The organism is Brevibacterium rongguiense (assembly GCF_009857845.1).
GTDB lineage: Bacteria > Actinomycetota > Actinomycetes > Actinomycetales > Brevibacteriaceae > Brevibacterium > Brevibacterium rongguiense.
In genome coordinates this window covers 1-19773 of record NZ_WWEQ01000022.1, presented here as the reverse complement: position 1 = coordinate 19773, position 19773 = coordinate 1, and the positions used below count along the sequence as shown (strand labels likewise).

Sequence of the window (19773 nt, the reverse complement as noted above, 5' to 3'; positions counted from 1 at the left end):
GGGCGGGCAGCGCCCGCCCGCCGCCGAGGCGCGGGAAGCACCCGGCCGGCCCGCACCTCGGCGGTGGGCAGGGGAACTAGGCCCAGAGCTTTGCGATGCCGGCCACCGAATTCCAGCCCAGGTAGATCGTCAGCAGCCACACGGCCGCGCCCAGGATGAGCAGCCAGAGCGGATAGCGGTAGCCGCCCAGCAGGTCGCGGCGGCGCCAGGCCACCCACAGCACGACGAAGAAGCCCAGCGGGAGGATGAGGCCGTTGACTGCGCCGGCGAAGATGAGGAGCGTCTGCGGGGTCTGGTTGAGCACCAGGTAGACGGCCGTGGCCACGACGATGAACGCGATCGTGAGCCCATTGCGCACCCGCGGCGAGGTCGACTGCTTCGTCACGAAGCTCACGGAGGTGTACGAGGCGCCGATGACGGAGGTGACCGAGGCGGCCCAGAGGACGACGCCGAAGAACCGCAGGCCGATCTGCCCCGCGGCGGCCTCGAAGGCGTCCGCGGCGATGTTCTGCCCGGCCAGGTGGACGCCGCCGGCGACCACGCCCAGGATGGCGAGGAACAGCAGCACGCGCATGATGCAGGTGACGATGATGCCCATGACCGAGGCGCGGGTGATATCGCGGATGTGCTCGATCCCGGTGACGCGCGAATCGACCATCCGGTGGGCGCCGGCGAACGTGATGTAGCCGCCCACCGTGCCGCCGATGAGCGTGGTGATGACGAGGAAGTCCACGTGCTCGGGGGCCACGGTGTTGGCCAGCGCCTGGCCCAGCGGGGGCTGCGAGACGATCGCGACGTAGAGCATGAGCGCGATCATGAGCGCGCCGAGCACGGCGACGATGCGGTCGAGCGCCACGCCCGCGCGCTTGGAGACGAAGATCGCGATCGCCACGAGCGCGGAGATCGCGCCGCCGATCTTGGGATCGAGCCCGAGCATCGCGTTGAGGCCCAGCCCGGTGCCGCCCACGTTGCCGATGTTGAAGATGAGCCCGCCCACGAACACGAAGACGGCGAGGACCCACCCGAGGCCCGGCAGCACGCGGTTGCCCAGCTCGTTGGCGCGCAGGCCGCTCACGCCGATCACCCGCCACACGTTGAGCTGGATGGCGATGTCGACGAGGACGGAGATGAGGATCGCGAATGCGAACGCCGCCCCCATCTGGACCGTGAACACGGAGGTCTGGGTGATGAAGCCGGGGCCGATCGCGCTCGTCGCCATGAGGAACATGGCGCCGATCATCGTGAGCCTGCGGCTGCTGGCCAGGCCCGCGGCGGTGTCCGGGGAGGCGGGCTCGGCGGCGGAGCTCTGGGGCGCAGAGCCCTGGGGCTCGGTGCCCTGGGGCTCGGAGGGGGCGTCAGTCATGGCGGGGCTTCCGATAGGGGGGCGAGGCGGTGAGCCAAATGTAGGCCAGATCACACGCGGTGCGCAAGCGATTGTTGAACAATCCCCCTACTCCCGGCGCACCGCCTGCAGCACCCCGTGTCGATGTGAACCAATTAGACTGGACAACAAACCATTTGGTTCGTACCCTCGGGGTATGACCGCACCGAATCCGCCCGCCGCCGCGGCGGACACGCGCATCGGTGCCCGCCGGGGCGCGGCGCTGGCCGTCCTCATCCTGGCGGTCACCCTGCTCGCGATCGACGGCACCGTGCTCTACCTGGCCCTGCCCGCCCTCAGCCGCGATCTGGCGCCCACCGCGGCCCAGGTGCTCTGGATCGGCGACATCTACTCGTTCGTGCTGGCCGGGCTCCTCATCACGATGGGCAACCTGGCCGACCGCTTCGGCGCCAAGCGCCTGCTGCTGGTGGGCAGCGCGGCATTCGGGCTCGCCTCCCTGCTGGCGGCCTTCGCACCCACCGCCGGGCTGCTCATCCTCGCGCGGGCGCTCCTGGGCCTGGCGGGCTCGACGCTCATGCCCTCGACCCTCTCCCTCATCCGCGCGCTCTTCCCGGACGCCGCCCTACGCACCCGCGCGGTGGCCCTGTGGTCGGCGGGGGCCATGGCGGGCGGGGCGGTGGGCCCGCTCGTGGGCGGCGTCCTGCTCGAGCACTTCGCCTGGGGATCCGTCTTCCTCATCAACCTGCCCGTCGTCGCGCTCATCATCGTCGCCGGCTCCGTCCTGCTGCCCGGCGCCCCGACCCGGCGCAGCGCGCCCATCGACCTGCTCTCGGCCGGGCTGTCCGTCCTCGCGATCGTCCCGCTCGTCTACGCGGTCAAGGCCGTGGTCGAGCACGGACCCACCCTGGACGCAGGCGGGGCTGCGGCGATCGGCGTCGTCTGCGGCTGGCTGTTCCTGCGCCGCCAGCGCCGGCTCGCCCAGCCGCTGTTCGACCTCTCCCTCTTCGCCATCCCTGCCTTCCGCGGTGCCGTCATCGCCAACGGGCTCTCCGTGCTCGGCTTCTTCGGCTTCCTCTACTTCTTCTCCCAGTACCTCCAGCTGGTGCGCGGCTACTCCCCCTTCTGGGCGGGGCTCGCGGAGATGCCCGCGACGCTCGCCTCGATGGCCGTCGCCGTCATCGTGGGCGCGGCGCTGCGCCGGCTGGGTGCCGGCCGCGCGATCGCCGCGGGCCTGCTGCTCAGCGCCGCGGGCCTCGTGGGGATCGGCATCGCGGAGGGCAGCGACACCTACGCGTGGCTGGGCCTCGCGCTGGCGATCACCGGGCTGGGCACGGGGCTGGCGATGACGCTGTCGACCGATGCCGTGGTCTCCGCTGCCCCGCCGGACCGGGCGGGGGCGGCCTCGGCGATCTCCGAGACCTCGTTCGAGCTCGGCATCGCCCTGGGCATCGCGCTGCTGGGCTCACTCCAGACCGCCCTGTACCGCGGTCTCCTGCACGTCCCCGCGGGCACGCCGGAGGCGGCGGGCCGGGCGGCGCGGGAGTCCCTTGCCGCCGCCGTGGAGGCCGCCCAGGGCCCCGCGGGCGGGCCGGACACCGGGCTGCTGCTGGCCGCCCAGGAGGCGTTCACACAGGGCATGCAGATGACGGCCGCCATCGCAGCCCTGCTGCTCGCCGCGGCGGCGGTCGTGGCCTGGCGGGTCATCCCGTCGCCACGGGGTGCGGATGCCCTCGCCCAGCCCGCGGCGGAGGCCCGGCCCGCGGCAGAAGCCCGTCCCGCAGCGGAAGCCAAGTCCACCGTGGCGACCTATCCCGCAGCGGAAACCCAGCCCGCGGCGGAGGCCCAGCCCGCGATGGAGAGCCAGTCCGCGGCGGGCGCCCGGCCCGCGACGAAGGGGGGCGCGCATGCGCAATGAGCCGCCGGACCGCGGCGGCCCCGCGGGCGCCGGGCAGCCCACCCGGGACCGCGAGCGCACCCGCGCGGCCATCATCTCCGCCGCCGGTCGGCTCATCGCCGAGCGAGGCTCGGGGGTCAGCCTCGCGGCGATCGCCGCCGAGGCGGGGGTCTCCAAGGGCGCGCTGACCCACCACTTCCCGTCCCGGGCCGCGCTGCACGCCGCCCTCATCGAGGACGTGGGCGAGCGCCTGTGGGACGAGGTGAGCGCAGACGTCGACCTCTCCGAGGCCCGTCCCGGCATGTTCACCCGGGCCTATATCCGCGTGCTCGCCTCCGACAGCGAGGCCACGCGCGCCGTCTTCTTCCCGTCCTCGATCCTCCTGAGCCTGGGCAGCGGCGAATTCGTTGATGCCCACAGCGCCGCGGAGGCGCAGCGCTGGCGCGCGGCCTTCGCCGCCGACGGCCTGCCGACCGACCTCGGCCTGGCACTGCGCTGCGCGGCCGAGGGGCTCGCGGCCAACGCTGGCTCGGTGTTCCTCTCCGCCGAGGAGCTCGCGCTCACCCGCACCCGCCTGCTCGCGCTGGCGGAGGCGCCGTCACCCCACGAGTGACCCCGGCACACCCCGACCGCGCGGAACCCTGGCGGAAGCGCTCAGCGCGCCTGGGATCCGGCCGTCACCGCGGGCGCGAGCGCTCGCCCTCGACGGCCTCCCGGCCGCCGGCGGCGATCTCCGCGTCATACGACATGCGGTTGAGCGTGCGCACGAACAGGGCGTCGGGCAGCAGGGTGAGCAGCAGGAAGACCAGGGGGACGAGCGCCCAGAGGCCGGCGCCGCCGTCCTCGAGCGCGTTGCTCTTGAGCGAGACGAAGACGATCGAGACGCCGAAGCCGATCCACGGGATGATCGCCCACCGGTCGATCCGGTTCTTGATGGGGTCGACGATGGGCCGGACGGGATCGCGGGCGGGCCGGGCGGCCACGTAGAGCGCAGCCCACAGGATGAGCAGGATGAGCACGACCCCGGCCACGGTCCACAGCGTCCACCAGTAGGCGAAGGCCCCGGCCAGGGCGATGAACGCGGCGAAGGAGGCGACCAGGCCCCAGCGCAGCACGTTCGCGTAGCGGGCGAGGCCGCGGCTGAGCTCGGCCGGATCGAAGCTCTCGCGCAGCTCGCGGCGGCTGGGCAGCCCCGCCGTGCTCGTCGAGCCCGCGCGGATGACGGGCGCACCGTCCTCGGCCCCCGCCTCGGGTCCCGGGGCCGCCTCGTGTCCTGTGCCCGCCTCGCGCCCCGGGCCTGCCTGGCCATCCGCCGCCGAGGCGCGCACGACCTGCGCGTCCGGTTCGCCTGCCGCACTGGGCTGCTGCGAGCGCTGGGCGCGTCGGCGCGCCCGCCTGGTCTCCGGCTCCTCGGCCACCGCTTCCCCCTCATGCTCGGTTGGCTGCCAGTCTAGCGACGGCCCGTGGCGCCCCGGCTGTCCGGGCGCGCGCAGCGAATGCGGCCACCCGTCCGGGCGAGAACGCCCTTTCGGGCCGTTGGACACGATTCGAGCACGATCATCGGATTCATGCGGAAACCGGCGGCGGATTGTGACGTGAACCACTGTATTCTGGACTCACGCGCTCGGGACCAGTCCGAGACCACCCCTGGAGGCAGCAGTGAAGCGTTCTGTATCGATACTCGCCCTGGCCGCGGCAGCGACCCTCGCGCTGAGCGCGTGCGGCGGCTCAGACAGCGGCGACAGCAAGGGCGGGGACTCCGACGGCCCCGACCTCGTCAACGAGGGCAAGCTGACCCTGTGCTCGGACATCCCCTACGAGCCGTTCGAGTTCACCAAGGACAACGAGAACGTCGGCTTCGACATCGACATGGCGGACGCCCTGGCCAAGAAGCTGGGCGTCGAGCTCGACACGATCACCACGCCGTTCGAGTCCATCGAGTCCGGGGTGGCGCTCAACACGGGCAAGTGCGACATCGCCCTGTCCGGCATGGGCGCCACGGACGAGCGCAAGACGAAGATGGACTTCACCGACATCTACCTCAAGGACAACCTTGCGATGATGACGAAGAAGGGCTCCGGCATCAAGACGCTCGACGATGCGAAGTCGAAGTCCGTGGGCGTGCAGAAGGCCACCACCGGCGAGGCGTACGCGAAGGACCACGGTGTGGATCCCGTCCAGTTCAAGGACACGGGCCTGCTCAACAACGCGATGGCCTCGGGCAAGGTCGACGCCGCCGTCGCCAACATCTCGACGATCTACGCGGCCACCCAGGCCCACGACAACCTCGAGATGGTCCAGGACTTCGGCACCGGCGAGCTCATCGGCGCCGCCGTGAAGAAGGGCAACACGAAGCTCGCCGACTCCTTCAACGAGATGCTCAAGTCCAAGCTGGACGACGGGTCCTACTCCAAGCTCGTCGACCAGTGGTTCGGCGAAGTGGGCAAGGCCGCCAAGGTCACCGAGGCCAAGGAAGGCTGACCCCCACCGCCCCGGGCGGCGCTCGCCACAGCGCGAGCGCCGCCTCGACCATGCCGAGGAGCATCTGTGGCACTGAACATGCGCCAGCGCGCCCGCCTTTCGCGCGGCATCCAATACGCGATCTTCGCGATCATCGTCATCGTCCTCATCGTCGTGGTGGACTGGAAGACGTTCGTCGATGCGTTCCTCAACCCGAAGGTCATCGCCGAGCAGTTCCCCGGTGTCCTCACCATCGCGTTGAAGAACACCATCATCTACACCGCGCTGGGCTTCGTGCTGGCGCTGGCCATGGGCATCGTCCTGGCCCTCATGAAGATATCCTCCGTGGGCCCGTACCGGTGGATCGCCACCGGCTACATCGAGTTCTTCCGCGGCGTGCCCGCCCTCATCGTCTTCATCGCGTTCGGCCTGGGCATTCCCACCGCATTCGGCTTCAGCCTCAACACCTACCTCACGGTCATGTTGTCGCTGGGCATCGTCGAGAGCGCCTACATCGCGGAGACGCTGCGCGCCGGCCTGCAGGCGGTGCCGCGCGGGCAGTACGAGGCGGCCCGCTCGCTGGGCATGACCCACACCCGGGCGATGATCTCGATCATCATCCCGCAGGCGTTCCGGATCATCCTGCCCCCGCTGACCAACGAGATCATCATGATGACGAAGGACTCCTCGCTCATCTTCCTCGTGGGCCTCTCCGCCAAGCAGTACGAGCTGGCGCTGTTCGGGCAGAACGGGATCACCGAGCCCTCGGCCGGCCTCACGCCGCTCGTGGTCTCCGGCGCCTGCTACCTCGTCATCACCCTGCCGCTGGGCTGGCTGGCCCGCCGCTTCGAAGCCCGCACCGCAAAGATGAGGAAGTGACCATGGCCGATTCCACCCCGCGCCGGCGCACCGCAGGCGCCCCGGACCTCCACGCCGAGGACATCCACGCCGAGGACGTGACGATCACCGACCTGCACAAGTCCTACGGCGACGTCGAGGTGCTCAAGGGCATCGACCTGACGGTGGCCCCGGGCGAGGTCGTGTGCCTCATCGGCCCCTCCGGCTCCGGCAAGTCCACGCTGCTGCGCTGCATCAACGTCCTGGAGAAGGCGAACGCCGGAACGATCGAAGTCGCCGGCTACACCGCCACGGACCCGGACACGGACCTCGACGTCATGCGCCGGCACGTGGGCATGGTCTTCCAGCACTTCAACCTGTTCCCCCAGCTCACCGCCCTGGAGAACTGCTCGATCGCCCAGCGCCGCGTGCTGGGCCGCGAGACCGGCGAGGCCAACCGGATCTCCCAGGACCGCCTCGACATGGTGGGCCTGGGCGAGCTGGCGGACCGCTACCCGGACCAGCTCTCCGGCGGCCAGCAGCAGCGCGTCGCGATCGCCCGGGCGCTGGCCATGGAGCCCGCGCTCATGCTCTTCGACGAGCCCACCTCCGCCCTCGACCCGGAGACGGTGGGCGATGTGCTGCGCGTCATGCGCGAGCTCGCCCAGGCCGGCATGACGATGATCGTCGTGACCCACGAGATGGCGTTCGCCAGCGAGGTCGCGGACAAGGTCGTGTTCATGGACGGCGGGGTCGTCGTCGAGCAGGGCCCGCCCAGCGAGGTCATCCGCAACCCGCAGCACCAGCGCACGCAGACGTTCCTCTCCCGCGTGCTCCACCCCGGCGGGCTCTGAGGCGGGCGGGCTCTGAGTCTCCCGGTGCTTCGGCCGCCTGGCACGGATACCCCCGGCACTGCGGCCGCCTGGCCTTGCAGCCACCGAGCACTCAGGCGACCCGGCTCTGCTCTGCGGCGACCGGCCCGTGCCCGTCCCAGCGCTCCGGCCGGCCCCGTGGCCCGCACTCGCCGCCCGCACCCGTCCCGCTGGTGAGTCCGACATCACATCGCGGGCGGAATGCGCGTAGAGTCGCGCAGGTCCACCCGATGCACGTCCGCCGCCCCACCCCGGCGCGCGGCGCCCGCACACGCAGCGGCCGCCGCGCGGCACCGATCACAGGAGACCCCGTGACCAGCCCCCGCCTTGACAAGCCCGCGCCCGCGTTCGTCGCGGACGAGAAGACGGCGCGCACCGCCGCCACCGCGGCCCTCGTCGGCACCGCGATGGAGTGGTACGACTTCTTCCTCTTCACGACCGCCTCCGCGCTCGTGTTCAACGTCCAGTTCTTCGACAAGGGCGACCCGTTCCTCGCCTCGCTGTCGTCATTCGCGACGATGGCGGTGGGCTTCGTGGCCCGGCCCATCGGCGGGCTCATCTTCGGCCACCTGGGCGACCGGGTGGGCCGCAAGACGGTCCTCATGATCACGATCGTCGGCATCGGCATCACCACCGGCCTCATCGGCGTGCTGCCGAACTACGCGACGATCGGCGTGGCCGCACCCGTCCTCCTCGTCGTCCTGCGCATCTGCCAGGGCCTGGCCGTGGGCGGCGAATGGGGCGGGGCCGTGACCGCCGCCGTCGAGTCCGCGCCGGCGGAGAAGCGCGCCCGCTACGCCGCCTACCCGCAGATCGGCTCCCCGATCGGCACGCTCCTGTCCTCCGGCGGGTTCTTCCTCGTCGGCCTGCTCATCACCCAGCCCGGCGCATTCGACTCGTGGGGCTGGCGCATCCCGTTCCTGCTGGCCCTGCCGCTGCTGCTCGTCGCCGTCTATGTGCGCAGCAAGCTCGAGGAGACCCCGGTCTTCCAGGAGATCGAGGCCGAGCACGAGAAGGCCGCCGCCCCCATCGTCCAGGTGCTCAAGCACTCCTGGCTGCAGGTCATCGTGGGCTTCGGCACGAACTTCGTGGGCCTGGGCGGCTTCTTCCTCGTCACGACGTTCGTCGTCTCCTACGGCAAGAACACGCTGGGCCTGTCGAACAGCCTCATGCTGGGCGCCACGCTCGTCGCCGCGGCGTGCGAGATCCTCATCATCGTCTTCTTCGGCCGCCTGGGCGAGCGCTGGGGCGCGGCGAAGGTCTCCACGTTCGGCGGCATCGCCACGGTCCTCGTCGCGTTCCCCATCTTCCTCATGGTCGACACGAAGCAGCCGCTGCTCGTCATCCTCGGCATGACGATCGGCGTGTGCTGCCTGTCGATCCCCTACGCCGTCAACGGCGCCCTGCTCACCGCGCTCTTCCCAGCCCACTACCGCCTGTCGGGCGTGAGCCTGTGCGCGAACATCTCCGCGATCTTCGCCGGCTTCATCCCCATGCTCGCCACGGCCTTCCAGCACATGGCCGGCGACGCCTGGTGGCCCGCCCCGATCATGCTCGTCGTCATCGCCGGCATCACCGCCGTGTGCTCGGTGCTCGCCCCGCGGCTCAGCATCGACGTGCCCGGCTACCGCCACTGACCGGCGGCGCCGGCGCCCGTCGACCGCGCCGGCGCCTCGGCTGCCCTCGCCCCGGCCGGCGGTGCCGCCATCCCGGTGGCACTCGCGCCTCCAGGCGGCACAGCCAGCCCCGCGCCCGAGGTGCAGGCCAGGATCTCCCTGGCCCGCGCCTCGGGCGCGGTCTGCTCTGCGAGCGCCTGCCTGCGCGCGGCCGGTGCGGGCTAGGGTGAGCACATGAGAACTCAGACCGATGGCCGCTCTGAACCCGTCCCCGCCGCAGAGCCCGGGTGCTCCGCGGGCCACCTCATCGTCCGCCAGCTCGAGCGCCAGGGCGTCGAGCGCGTCTACTGCGTGCCCGGCGAGTCCTACCTGGACGTGCTGGACGGGCTCTACGACTCGCAGATCCAGACCGTCGTGTGCCGCCAGGAGGGCGGCGTGGGCAACATGGCCGTCGCGGAGGGCCGCCTCACCGGGCTGCCCGGCGTCGCCGCCGTGACCCGCGGGCCCGGGGCGGCGAACACGATGATCGCGGTCCACACCGCGTTCCAGGACGCGACGCCGCTCATCGTGCTCGTGGGCCTCATCCCGGAGACCATGCGCGGGCACGAGGCGTTCCAGGAGTTCTCGCTCGAGGGCTGGTTCGGCACGACGGCCAAGCGGGTCTTCACCCTCGACAGCCCGGGTGAGGCCGCGGACCTCGTCGCCCGCGCCTTCCACATCGCGACCTCCGGGCGCCCGGGGCCCGTCATCATCGGCCTGCCGGAGGAGACGCTGCTCGCCCCGACCTCCGGGCGGACCGTCCCGCCGCTGCCGCTGGCGGCCACCCCCGTCTCGGATCACCAGCTCGCGGCGATCGAGGACGCCGCGGCGCGCGCCGAGCGCCCGCTGCTCGTGGTGGGCGGCGAGGGCTGGACCGACGAGGGATCCGCGGCGATCGCCGCCTGGGCGCAGGGCCAGGGCATGGGGATCATCGCGGACTTCCGCGCCACCGACGGCATCGACCACGACTGCCCCGCCTACCTGGGGGCCGCAGGCTACGGCTCCTGGCCCGGCACCGCCGAGGCGCTGGCCCGGGCGGACCTGCAGGTGTTCCTGGGCTGCGCGCGCGCCGACGTCATGACCAACGGCTTCGAACGCGGCATGGAGCCCGCGCACACGATCGTCGTCAACCCCGACGCGGAGCTGCGCCAGCACACGGGGCCGCTCGACATGCAGGTCGTCGCCCGCACGCCCGACTTCGCGGCCGCCGTGGCCGGGCGCCCCGCGCGCACGGCCGAGCTGCCCGCCTGGGTGCGGGAGACCCGCTCGGCCTACACGGCCTGGCGCCAGACGCCGTCGGACGACCGCGCCCGGGAGGGCTACCTCGACCTCGACGTCGCGTTCGCCTCCGTCCGGGAGCTGCTGCCGGACGATGCGGTCATCGCCTACGGCGCCGGCAACCACTCCGGCTGGGCCTCGCGCTACCTGCCCACCCACGGGCCCGCCTCGCTGCTGGGCCCGCGCAACGGCGCCATGGGCTTCGGGGTGCCCGCCGCGGTTGCCGCGGCGCTGGTTTTCCCCGACCGCAAGGTGTTCTCTATCGCCGGCGACGGCTGCTTCATGATGAACGGGCAGGAGTTCGCGACCGCCGTGGCGCACGGCCTGGACATCACGATCATCGTCGACGACAACTCCGTCTACGGCACCATCGTGGGCCACCAGGAGCGCGAGTACCCGAACCGCCCGTCCGGCACCGGCCTGCAGAACCCGGACTTCGCGGAGTACGCACGGGCATTCGGCGGGTTCGGCATCCGCGTGGAGCGCACCGCGGACTTCCGCGACGCGTTCGCCCAGGCGCTCGACTACCCGGGACCCGCAATCGTCCACGCGATCGTCGACCCCGAGGTGCGCACCACGCGGCGCTGAGCGCCGCGGTGGTCGCTACGTATGGGGTGCGCGCCGGGGAGGCGCTGTGCGGGCACGGCGGGCGCGCATCGCCGCCGCGCGGGCGCTGCCCGCGCTCACCGCCCGACGGGCCCGGGGCTACGGGGTGCGGGATTGCGGACCCGGGGTTGCGGAGCCGGGGCCCAGGGTTACGGGGCCCGGGGTTACGCGCCCGGGATTACGGGGCCGGGATTACGGGGCCCGAGGCCGCGCACACGCATTCCGACCGCCCGTTTCCACCTCCACCTCCCAGCGCCGCCTCCCCGCCCGACCGACTGACCCCGCGCCACCCCGCGGCCAGCATCCGCCAGCCGCTCTCCGCTCCACCACCGCTCCCTTACACGAAAGGCCCCGATCGCCGTGGAACTCGACCTCCTGCTCACCAACGCCCGCGCGCTCACCCTCGACGACTCCCGTCCCACCGCCGCCCGGATCGGGGTGTGGCAGGGCCGGCTCGTCGGCTTCGATGAGGAGCTCGACGGCCTGAGCGCGAGGCAGACGGTCGACCTCGACGGGGCCGCCGTGCTGCCGGGCTTCAACGATGTCCACTGCCACACGACGTGGTTCGGGCTGACGCTGGCCAGCGTGGACGTCGAGGCCCTGCCCGGGGGCATGGACGCCGTCTACGCCGCGCTCGAACAGGGCGCGCGGGCCGCCGGCGAGGGCGAGTGGGTGGAGGCCACCGGGTTCTCGCAGCAGGACTACGACAACGCATACCCTGACATCCAGGTGCTCGACCGCATCACGGGCGGTCGGCCGCTGTTCATGCGCCAGGTCAGCGGGCACGCCGCGATCGTGAACACGAAGGCGCTGGAGATGGCCGGGATGCTGGAGCCCGGCTACACGGACCCCGCCGGCGGCAAGGTCGTGCGCGACGAGCACGGCAGGCCCACCGGCCTCATCGAGGAGACCGCCCAGCAGGCCGTGCAGGACCTCATCAAGCCCTATTCCGCGGACACGATCGTCGACTGCCTGGACCGCGCCACCGCGCAGTACGCGAAGGAGGGCATCACGAGCATCGGAGAGGCGGGGATCAGCGGCGGCTGGATCGGCCACTCCCCCATCGAGGTGACCGCCTACATGCGGGCGCTCGCACAGGGCAGGCTGCGCGTGCGCGCCCAGCTCATGCCCTCGATCTATGCGCTCCACGAGGTCGCGGCGAACAGCGCGGACGACTTCGGGCTGGGCCTGGACCTGGGCGTCGTCACGGGCTTCGGCGACGATGACATCTCCATCGGCCCCACGAAGATCTTCATGGACGGCGCGATGTCCGGCGAGACGGCGGCGATGCACGCCAACTACGCCGGCCGCGACCACCCTGGCTACCTCCAGGAGGACCCTGAGGTGCTGCGCCGCCAGACGCTCGACGCCTACCGCTCGGGCTGGTCCGTTGCGGTGCACGCGATCGGCGACCTGGCCGTGGACGAGGCGGTGAAGAACATCGGCGACGCGATCGACCGCTATGGCCGCCACGCGATCCCCAGCCGCATCGAGCACGCCGGCATGGTCTCCGACGCCGCGCTGGCCAAGCTCGCGCACTACGGGATCGCGGTGACGCCGCAGGCGGCGTTCGCCGACGCGATCGGCGACGGCATGAATCGCTCGCTGGGCGATGACCGCGTGAGGATGCTCTACCGCGGCAAGTCGTTCGTCGACGGGGGTGTCATGCTCGCCGGCTCCTCCGACCGGCCGTGTGCGGACGGCAACGCGCTGCGCGGGATCCAGGCGTTCGTGGACCGCCGCACCCGCTCCGGCGGCGTGTTCGGCGTGCCCGAGGAGTGCATCTCCCCGCTCGAGGCGGTGCGCGCCTACACGTGCGTCGCCGCCGAGGCCTCGGGCCAGCTCGACTCGAAGGGCACGCTGAGCGCCGGCAAGCTCGCCGACATGGTGGTGCTGGGCGCCGATCCCACGCAGGTGGATCCGGAGGCCATCCGCGACATCGAGGTCCGCGCGACGCTGCGCGGCGGGGAGTTCACGCACTCGGCACTGTAGGGCGAGGGTGGTGTAGGGCGACGGCGCTGTTGGGCGACGCGGCGCGCTCCGGCGGTCCGGCGGCAGGGATACGGGTGCCACTGGTCAGGCCGGGTCCGATGGGGGTTGTGCGGGCCGGTTCCGGTGGGGGTTGTGCGGGCCGGCCCCTGTGGGGGCTGTGCGGGCCGGCCCTGGTCCGGGCTGTGCGGGCCGGGCTCTGGCGCAGGCGAGCGGGGGCCGCGTTTGAGAGGCTGCCGCTTGGGCGGGCTGTTCATGAGCGGGTGCCGCGCGTGAGCGGGTTCCCCGTGCGCGGCGGGCCGGTGAGCGGCAGCCCGGATTCTGCGGGCGCCCGAGGCGCCTCGGGTGCGGGTGATGCGCAGATAATGGCAGAGACACGGTTTTCGACAATGCCAGGCCGCCGCGGGCGGCACTGGCGTAAAGGACGGGCGGCCATGGGATTCGCAGACACACCACAGGAGCAGCTGGATTCGGAGCTGCTCACCGACTTCGCGACGATGTCGGCCTTCGGCGAGACGCCGCGCGGCGGCGTGGACCGCGAGGCGATGACGCAGCCGGACGTCGAGCAGCGCCGCTGGCTGAGCGGATGGCTGGAGGAGCGCGGGTTCAGCGTGGACATCGACCGCGTGGGCAACCAGTTCGGCACGTTCGAGTGGACCCCGGGCGCACCCTACGTGCTGCTGGGCTCGCACATGGACTCCCAGCCGCTGGGCGGGAAGTTCGACGGTGCCTACGGTGTGATCGCCGCCGCCGAGGCCGCCTGGCGCATCAAGCGGGCCTGCGACGAGTCCGGGCACGTGCCGCAGTACAACATCGCCGTGGTCAACTGGTTCAACGAGGAGGGCTCCCGGTTCGAGCCCTCCATGATGGGCTCCGGGGTCTACACGGGCAAGCTCGACGCGGACACGGTGCTCAAGACGGAGGACTTGGCAGGCGTCAGCGTGGCCGAGGCGCTGGAGGACGGCGGCTTCCTGGGCTCCGGCGATGGCCCGCAGGCCGCCGCGTATGCGGAGATCCACATCGAGCAGGGCCGCATCCTCGACGAGGAGGGCGTGGCGATCGGGCTGGTCGAGGCGACGTGGGCGGCGAAGAAGTACCACCTCATCGTCCACGGCGACCAGGCGCACACCGGCTCCACGATCATCTCCGACCGCCACGACGCGCTGCTGGGCGCCTCCCACCTCGTGGTGCTGGCCCGCGAGATCGCCGACGAGTTCGGCATCCACACCTCCGTGGGGCAGCTCGTGGTGCTGCCGAACTCGCCGGTCGTGGTGCCGCGCGAGGCCCGCCTGCACCTGGACATGCGCTCCCCGGACTCCGCCCTGGTCGAGGCGGCCGACGCCAGGCTGCGCGAGCGGATGCGCAAGATCGAGGAGCTCGCCGCCGTGCGCATCGAGGAGGACACCGCCCACCAGTGGGACCTGCTGCCCTACGACCCGCGCGGCGTGGAGCTCTCCCGGCGGGTGGCCGAGGACCTGGGCCTCAGCCACCGGCCCATCATGACGGTGGCCGGGCACGACTCCACGAACATGAAGGACATTGTGCCCTCCGTCATGCTGTTCGTGCCGAGCGTGGATGGCATCAGCCACAACGAGGGCGAGTATACGAAGGACGAGGATATGTGCGCCGGCGTCAACCTCTTCACCGAGGTCGCGACCCGCCTCCTCGACGGCGCGCTGGACGAGTAGCAGCCGGGTTTCCGCCGGTGGTGCGGCCGCTGGCACGCCCGGCGGCGGTCGAGTGGTCAGTCCCGTGCGGTGAAGCGCCCGCAGACCGCACAGGACTGACCTCTCGCTCAGAGGCAGTAGCCCGACCGGTCACTCCCATACGGTCCGAGGGTGCCGAACCGAACAGGAACGACCACTCACAGACCTGCGGGGCGCCACCGGGCCAAGCCACCGGCACGGCCGCCTCATGCGGTTCTCCGCCTCCCCGCGCCTCGGCAGCGGTACCACCGAAGCGGGCACCAAGCGGTCACTCTCGTAGGGTCCGAGAGCGCGGAACCGAACAGGAACGACCGCTCACAGCCTCGCGCAGCGCCACCGGGCCAAGCCACGGGAACAGCCGCCGAACGCGGTTCTTCCCCCACCCCCACCTCAGCAGCGGTACCACCGAAGCGGGCACCGAGCGGTCACTCTCGTAGGGTCCGAGAGCGCGGAACCGAACAGGAACGACCACTCACGGACCCCAGGGCGCCCCGGGCACATGCCACCGGCACGGACGCCTCGCACATCCCCCACCCCCACCTCGCAAATCCCGCGCCCCACTCCACCCCGGGAAAACAGCTGAGCGGTCATTGTCGTTCGGTCTCCTCAGGAGATTCCGTACGACAATGACCGCTCGGCGTAGCGAGTGCAGGGCGCGGCGGGCTGCGAGGCGGAAGCGGTGCCGCACCGCTCACGGGCGCGAAGCCGCGCAGTGCCTCTCAGGGGCCCGTGCCCGCTCAGGGACGCGAAGCCACGCCGTGCCCGCTCAGGGGACCATGCCGCTCAGCGCTCAGCTGTAGTCGGCGTTCGTCAGCACCTCTTCGTAGACGTCGAGGCCCGCGTTGAGGTCTTCGGCCGTGATGTTGAGCGGCGGCACGATGTGCAGTCGGTTGAAGTTGACGAACGGCAGCACCCCGCCGGCCTTGAGCTTGCCGACGATGTCCGTCATCGCCTCGGACCCGCCGCCGTACGGTGCGAGCGGCTCGCGGGAGTCCTTGTCCTCAACGAGCTCGATCGCCCAGAACATGCCGACGCCGCGCACCTCGCCCACGTGCTTGGAGTTCGCCATGATCTTCTCGAGGCGGGGCTTGACGATCTCCTCGCCCAGCTTCGCGGCGTTCTCGACGATGCCCTCCTCGGCCATCGCGTTGATCGTCGCCACGGCCGACGCGGTGGCCAGCGGGTGGCCGGAGTACGTGAGGCCGCCGGGGTAGGGGGAGTCGGCGAAGCGGTCATAGATCGCATTGTTCATGACGACGCCACCCAGCGGCACATAACCGGAGTTCACGCCCTTGGCGAAGGTGACGATGTCCGGCACGATGCCGGCCTGCTCGAACGCGAACCAGGTGCCGGTGCGGCCGAAGCCGGCCATCACCTCGTCGGCGATGTAGACGATGCCGAACTCATCGCACAGCGCGCGCACGCCCTGCACGTACTCGGGGCTGGGCACCATGATCCCGGCAGTGCCCGGGATGGTCTCGAGCACGATGGCGGCGATCGTGGCGGGGCCCTCGAGCTCGATCGTCCGGCGCAGGTGGTGCAGCGCGCGCTCCGTCTCCTCCGCCTCGGTCTGGGCGGCGAACTCGGAGCGGTAGAGGAAGGGCCCGAAGAAGTGGACGACACCCGAATCGCCGTGGTCGTTGGGCACGCGGCGGGGGTCGCCGGTGACGTTGATCGTGAGGTTCGTGCCGCCGTGGTAGCTGCGGTAGCGGGAGAGCACCTTGTGCCGGCCGGTGTAGAGGCGGGCCATGCGGATGGCGTGCTCGTTGGCCTCCGCACCGCCGTTCGTGAAGAACACGTGGTCGAGGCCCTCGGGCAGGCGCTCGGTGACGAGCCGCGCGGCCTCCGAGCGGGCCGCATTCACGTGGGCCGGGTTGATGGTCGTGAGGATGTCGGCCTGGTCCTTGATCGCCTGCACGACCTTGGGGTGCTGGTGGCCGATGTTCGTGTTCACCAGCTGCGAGGAGAAGTCGAGGTATTCGCGGCCCTCCCCGTCGTAGACCCGCGAGCCCTGGGCGCGCGAGATCGTCATGGGGGTGAGCTGCTTCTGCGCGGACCACGAGTGGAACACGTGCGCGCGGTCCAGCTCGTAGGCGCGGGCGGATTCGGCTCGGATGTCGTCGAGTTCGGACTCGCTGAAGTTGGTCACTGTCGTCCTTCCACAATGTGCGAAGTCTGGTGGTCATGGGGCGCGTTCCCGTCGAACTGCGCTGTCCGGCGGGCCCGCCACGGCGGATTGCGCGTGCACCGCTGCGGTGCCCCCATCGTAGGGGACGGGCACTGCCCGCTCGGGCCACGGCCGCAGTGCGGACACGGGCACCCACACGCCGCCGAGGCGCTGGCCGGTGCGCGCTCCTCGCGCCGGCGGTTCGGTGGTCACCCCGCCGGCTGCCCGCGCTCACCCCGTCGGCCGCCGCGCGCTCATCGCACGTGCGACCGCGTAGGGTGGCTGGCATGTCCGAGGCTGCCAGCTACCGCACGCCCCGTGGGGAGGCGGTGGCGGAGATCGAGGTCAAGCGCTCCCGCTTCATCGCCCGGGTGGCGCACGCGGAATCGGAGTCCGCTGCGCGCGCAATCGTCGACGAGCAGCGCGCCGCTCACCCGAAGGCCCGCCACCACTGCATGGCGTTCGTGCTGGACCCGCGCGGCCAGACGCAGCGCTTCAGCGACGACGGCGAACCCGCCGGCACCGCGGGAGCGCCCATCCTCGAGGTGCTCGCCGGCCGGGAGCTCACGGATGTCGTGGCGGTAGTGACCCGCTACTTCGGCGGCACGCTGCTGGGAGCCGGCGGTCTGGTGCGCGCGTACGGCGGGGCCGCGGCCCACGCGGCCGACCGGCTGCGCATCGACACCCGCGAGCTCGTCGTCCCGGTCGCCGCGGAGTTCGACTACGGCCTCGCCGAGCAGGTCAAGGCGCGCGTCGAGCAGCAGGGGTGGCGGGTGCTGAGCGCGGACTACGATGCCGCGGTGCGCCTGCGCCTGGGCGCTCCGGAGGCCGAGGCGGAGGCACTGCTGGCCCTCCTCGCCGACCTCAGCGGGGGCCGCGCGGCACCGGAGCGGGGCGCGCCGGAGTACCTGTAGCGCTGAGCGCGTAGCGGTGCCTGCAGCGGGGCGGCCGAGGGGGTGCTGCGCGAAGTCTCCACGCGATGGCGCGGCCGCAATCCGGTGAAGACTTCTGCACGGCAACACTGCGATTGCGCTCGAAAAGTCTTCACCCGCCCGGGCAGGGCCGATCAGGTGAAGAGTCTGTGCAGCACCCCAACAGGGCAGCAGCGATCAGTCGATGGCGGCGATCTTCGCGATCCGGGCGTCGGTGAGCATGGCCAGGTCGTCCGGGCGCATCTCGATCTCCAGGCCGCGCCGCCCGCCGGAGATGTAGACCGTCTCGTGGTCCTGCGCGGTGCGGTCGATGACGACCGGCGAGGTGCGGCGCTGGCCGAACGGGCTGACCCCGCCGGTCTGGTAGCCGGTGCGGCGCTCCGTTTCGGCGATGCCGGCCAGCTGCGCCTTCTTGCCGCCGATCGCGGTAGCGAGAGCCTTGAGGTCGAGCTGCCCGGAGACGGGGACGAGGGCGGTGATGGGCTCGCCGTCGACGAGGATCATGAGCGTCTTGAACACGCGGTCGGAGGCGATCCCGAGCTTTTCCGAGACCTCCGTGCCATAGCGGCGGACGTTGGGATCGTGCTCGAATTCGAAGACGCTGTATTCGACGCCGGCCAGGTTGAGCACACGCAGTGCGGGAGTGGATGCGGTGTGCGAACGAGCTGCTATCGACATGTGGACTGACGTGCCTCCTGCCCGGGGAAGCTGCGGCGGCGGGGCCGGGGCGGTGCTTCGACGAGCGGGTCTTGGGGGGGGTGGACGGACTGCAATTGCTCCAAGGGTAAGGGAGAGGCGGGCGGCGAGGCCAACTGAGAGGTCGCGCGGGTCACACCGGCACCGATATCGCCTGGCCTACCCCACTTCACCGCTCGGGAGCCACCTGACGGCGCACGGGCGCGACCGACCACTTGCCGCTACCGCGCACGGGCGCGAAGGACCGCGCGCGGCAGCCGCAAGGGGCACCCCCGCCTCACCCCCAGCCCAGCTCGTGGAGCTCGTCATCGTCGATGCCGTGATGGTGGGCGACCTCGTGGACGATCGTGATGTAGATCTGCTCGTAGAGCTCGTCTTCGTCCCGCGCGCACGCGATGAGCGGGTTCTTGAACAGCGTGATGGTGTCCGGGGGCACGAATCCGTAAGCCGCGTCGCGCTCGGTGAGGGCGATGCCCTCGTAGAGTCCCAGGATGCTCGGCGCCTCCGGCGGCGGATCGTCGGCGATGAAGAAGGCGACGTTGTCGAGGCGCTCGGTCACCTCGGCGGGCAGCGCCGCCATCGCCTCCTCGACGAGTCCGTCGAAGACTCCGTCCCCAGCGAACGCCCCGCCCCCAGCCGACTCGTCGCCTACCGTTTCCATGTGCCCTCCATCGCCCCAGTCTAAAAGGCCGCTCTGTTTAAAAGGCCGCTCTCCTCGAGAGGGGACCGAAATACGAGGCTGCTCAGAACGGGCCCGTCGCGGCCGGGGCGCGGGCCTCTAGGTGTACTGACCGGGGACGTTGGTCAATCGGGAGATGGGCGGCTGGTAGTCGCAGGCCGTGTGCGGCCGGTGGTGGTTGTACTGGTGGAGCCAGTCAGTGAGTGCGTCGCGACGCTCCTGCTCACTGGTGTAGCAGCGAGCGTAAGCCCATCCGTCGGCCATTGTGCGATGGAAGCGTTCGACCTTGCCGTTGGTTTGCGGCCGGTAGGGGCGGGTCCACTTCGGGGTGATGGACAGCGCCTCGCAGGTGTCGCGCCACAGGTGCGAGCGGTAGGCACCGCCATTGTCTGATAAGACTCGTTCGACAGTGACGCCACGATCGGTGAACCACTCGACCGCACGGTGCAGCACAGCGACCGCAGTGGTGGCGGTCTCGTCGTCGTGGGCCTCGGAGTACGCCACTCGTGAGTGATCGTCGATCACGGTGTGGATGAAGGCGTACCCGAGCTTGGGATCGCGCCACTTGTTCTTCGGCTTGTCGGGGGTGGCGGAACGGTTCTTCTCTCCTTGGCGGCGGCCCACGTAGCGCCAGCCACCGCCATCGGGGATGTTCCCGAA

General features: G+C 71.3%; 16 protein-coding genes. 10 read left to right on the top strand and 6 right to left on the bottom strand.

Annotated elements, in window-relative coordinates; all coding sequences use genetic code 11:
• Window positions 1-76: 76 nt before the first annotated feature.
• On the bottom strand, window positions 77-1363 hold the full coding sequence (locus GSY69_RS06790; RefSeq protein WP_160953119.1) for an NRAMP family divalent metal transporter: 1287 nt from the start codon (window positions 1361-1363) through the stop codon (window positions 77-79).
• 175 nt (window positions 1364-1538) lie between these two features.
• Here GSY69_RS06790 and GSY69_RS06785 point away from each other — a divergent pair, with 175 nt between their 5' ends.
• Together GSY69_RS06785 and GSY69_RS06780 are read left to right on the top strand one after the other, a co-directional pair.
• On the top strand, window positions 1539-3257 hold the full coding sequence (locus GSY69_RS06785; protein ID WP_160953118.1) for an MFS transporter: 1719 nt from the start codon (window positions 1539-1541) through the stop codon (window positions 3255-3257).
• The gene (locus GSY69_RS06780; protein WP_160953117.1) at window positions 3247-3849 is read left to right on the top strand and encodes a TetR/AcrR family transcriptional regulator; all 603 of its coding nucleotides are present in this window, start codon (window positions 3247-3249) and stop codon (window positions 3847-3849) included. Before GSY69_RS06785 ends, GSY69_RS06780 begins: the two co-directional genes overlap by 11 nt.
• Window positions 3850-3913: 64 nt before the next feature.
• On the opposite strand, the gene GSY69_RS06775 is transcribed toward GSY69_RS06780, so the two are convergent.
• On the bottom strand, window positions 3914-4654 hold the full coding sequence (locus tag GSY69_RS06775; protein WP_160953116.1) for a hypothetical protein: 741 nt from the start codon (window positions 4652-4654) through the stop codon (window positions 3914-3916).
• A 241-nt stretch (window positions 4655-4895) separates the two neighbouring features.
• On the opposite strand from GSY69_RS06775, the gene GSY69_RS06770 reads away from it, so the two are divergent.
• The 7 genes from GSY69_RS06770 (at window position 4896) to GSY69_RS06740 (ending at window position 14621) form a co-directional block, all read left to right on the top strand.
• Window positions 4896-5717, top strand: a complete 822-nt coding sequence (locus GSY69_RS06770; RefSeq protein ID WP_160953115.1) for an ABC transporter substrate-binding protein — start codon at window positions 4896-4898, stop codon at window positions 5715-5717.
• A gap of 66 nt (window positions 5718-5783) precedes the next feature.
• Window positions 5784-6575, top strand: a complete 792-nt coding sequence (locus GSY69_RS06765; protein WP_268526189.1) for an amino acid ABC transporter permease — start codon at window positions 5784-5786, stop codon at window positions 6573-6575.
• 2 nt (window positions 6576-6577) lie between these two features.
• Window positions 6578-7387: an amino acid ABC transporter ATP-binding protein gene (locus GSY69_RS06760; protein WP_160953114.1), complete on the top strand. Its 810-nt coding sequence runs from the start codon at window positions 6578-6580 to the stop codon at window positions 7385-7387.
• 329 nt (window positions 7388-7716) lie between these two features.
• Window positions 7717-9042, top strand: a complete 1326-nt coding sequence (locus tag GSY69_RS06755; RefSeq protein WP_268526187.1) for an MFS transporter — start codon at window positions 7717-7719, stop codon at window positions 9040-9042.
• 213 nt (window positions 9043-9255) lie between these two features.
• Window positions 9256-10926, top strand: coding sequence for a thiamine pyrophosphate-dependent enzyme (locus tag GSY69_RS06750; protein WP_160953112.1), 1671 nt, complete (start codon window positions 9256-9258; stop codon window positions 10924-10926).
• A gap of 378 nt (window positions 10927-11304) precedes the next feature.
• Window positions 11305-12936, top strand: coding sequence for an amidohydrolase (locus GSY69_RS06745; RefSeq protein WP_160953111.1), 1632 nt, complete (start codon window positions 11305-11307; stop codon window positions 12934-12936).
• Between the two features lie 431 nt (window positions 12937-13367).
• The gene (locus tag GSY69_RS06740) at window positions 13368-14621 is read left to right on the top strand and encodes a M20 family metallo-hydrolase (RefSeq protein WP_160953110.1); all 1254 of its coding nucleotides are present in this window, start codon (window positions 13368-13370) and stop codon (window positions 14619-14621) included.
• A gap of 808 nt (window positions 14622-15429) precedes the next feature.
• Here the strand turns inward: GSY69_RS06740 and GSY69_RS06735 are convergent.
• A complete protein-coding gene (locus GSY69_RS06735) occupies window positions 15430-16788 on the bottom strand; it encodes an aspartate aminotransferase family protein (protein WP_160953109.1) in 1359 nt (452 codons plus the stop codon).
• A gap of 305 nt (window positions 16789-17093) precedes the next feature.
• Here GSY69_RS06735 and GSY69_RS06730 point away from each other — a divergent pair, with 305 nt between their 5' ends.
• Window positions 17094-17720: a YigZ family protein gene (locus tag GSY69_RS06730; protein WP_160953108.1), complete on the top strand. Its 627-nt coding sequence runs from the start codon at window positions 17094-17096 to the stop codon at window positions 17718-17720.
• 195 nt (window positions 17721-17915) lie between these two features.
• Here the strand turns inward: GSY69_RS06730 and ybaK are convergent, their stop codons facing one another.
• From ybaK to GSY69_RS06715, 3 genes are all read right to left on the bottom strand, one after another.
• Window positions 17916-18416 carry a Cys-tRNA(Pro) deacylase gene (gene ybaK, locus GSY69_RS06725; protein WP_160953107.1) on the bottom strand — a complete coding sequence of 167 codons (501 nt, stop codon included), beginning with the start codon at window positions 18414-18416 and terminating at the stop codon, window positions 17916-17918.
• 295 nt (window positions 18417-18711) lie between these two features.
• Entirely contained in the window at window positions 18712-19095 is a 384-nt protein-coding gene (locus GSY69_RS06720; protein ID WP_160953106.1) for a metallopeptidase family protein, read from the bottom strand.
• A 117-nt stretch (window positions 19096-19212) separates the two neighbouring features.
• On the bottom strand, window positions 19213-19773 hold a 561-nt coding region (locus GSY69_RS06715; protein ID WP_160953105.1), incomplete at its 5' end, for an integrase core domain-containing protein.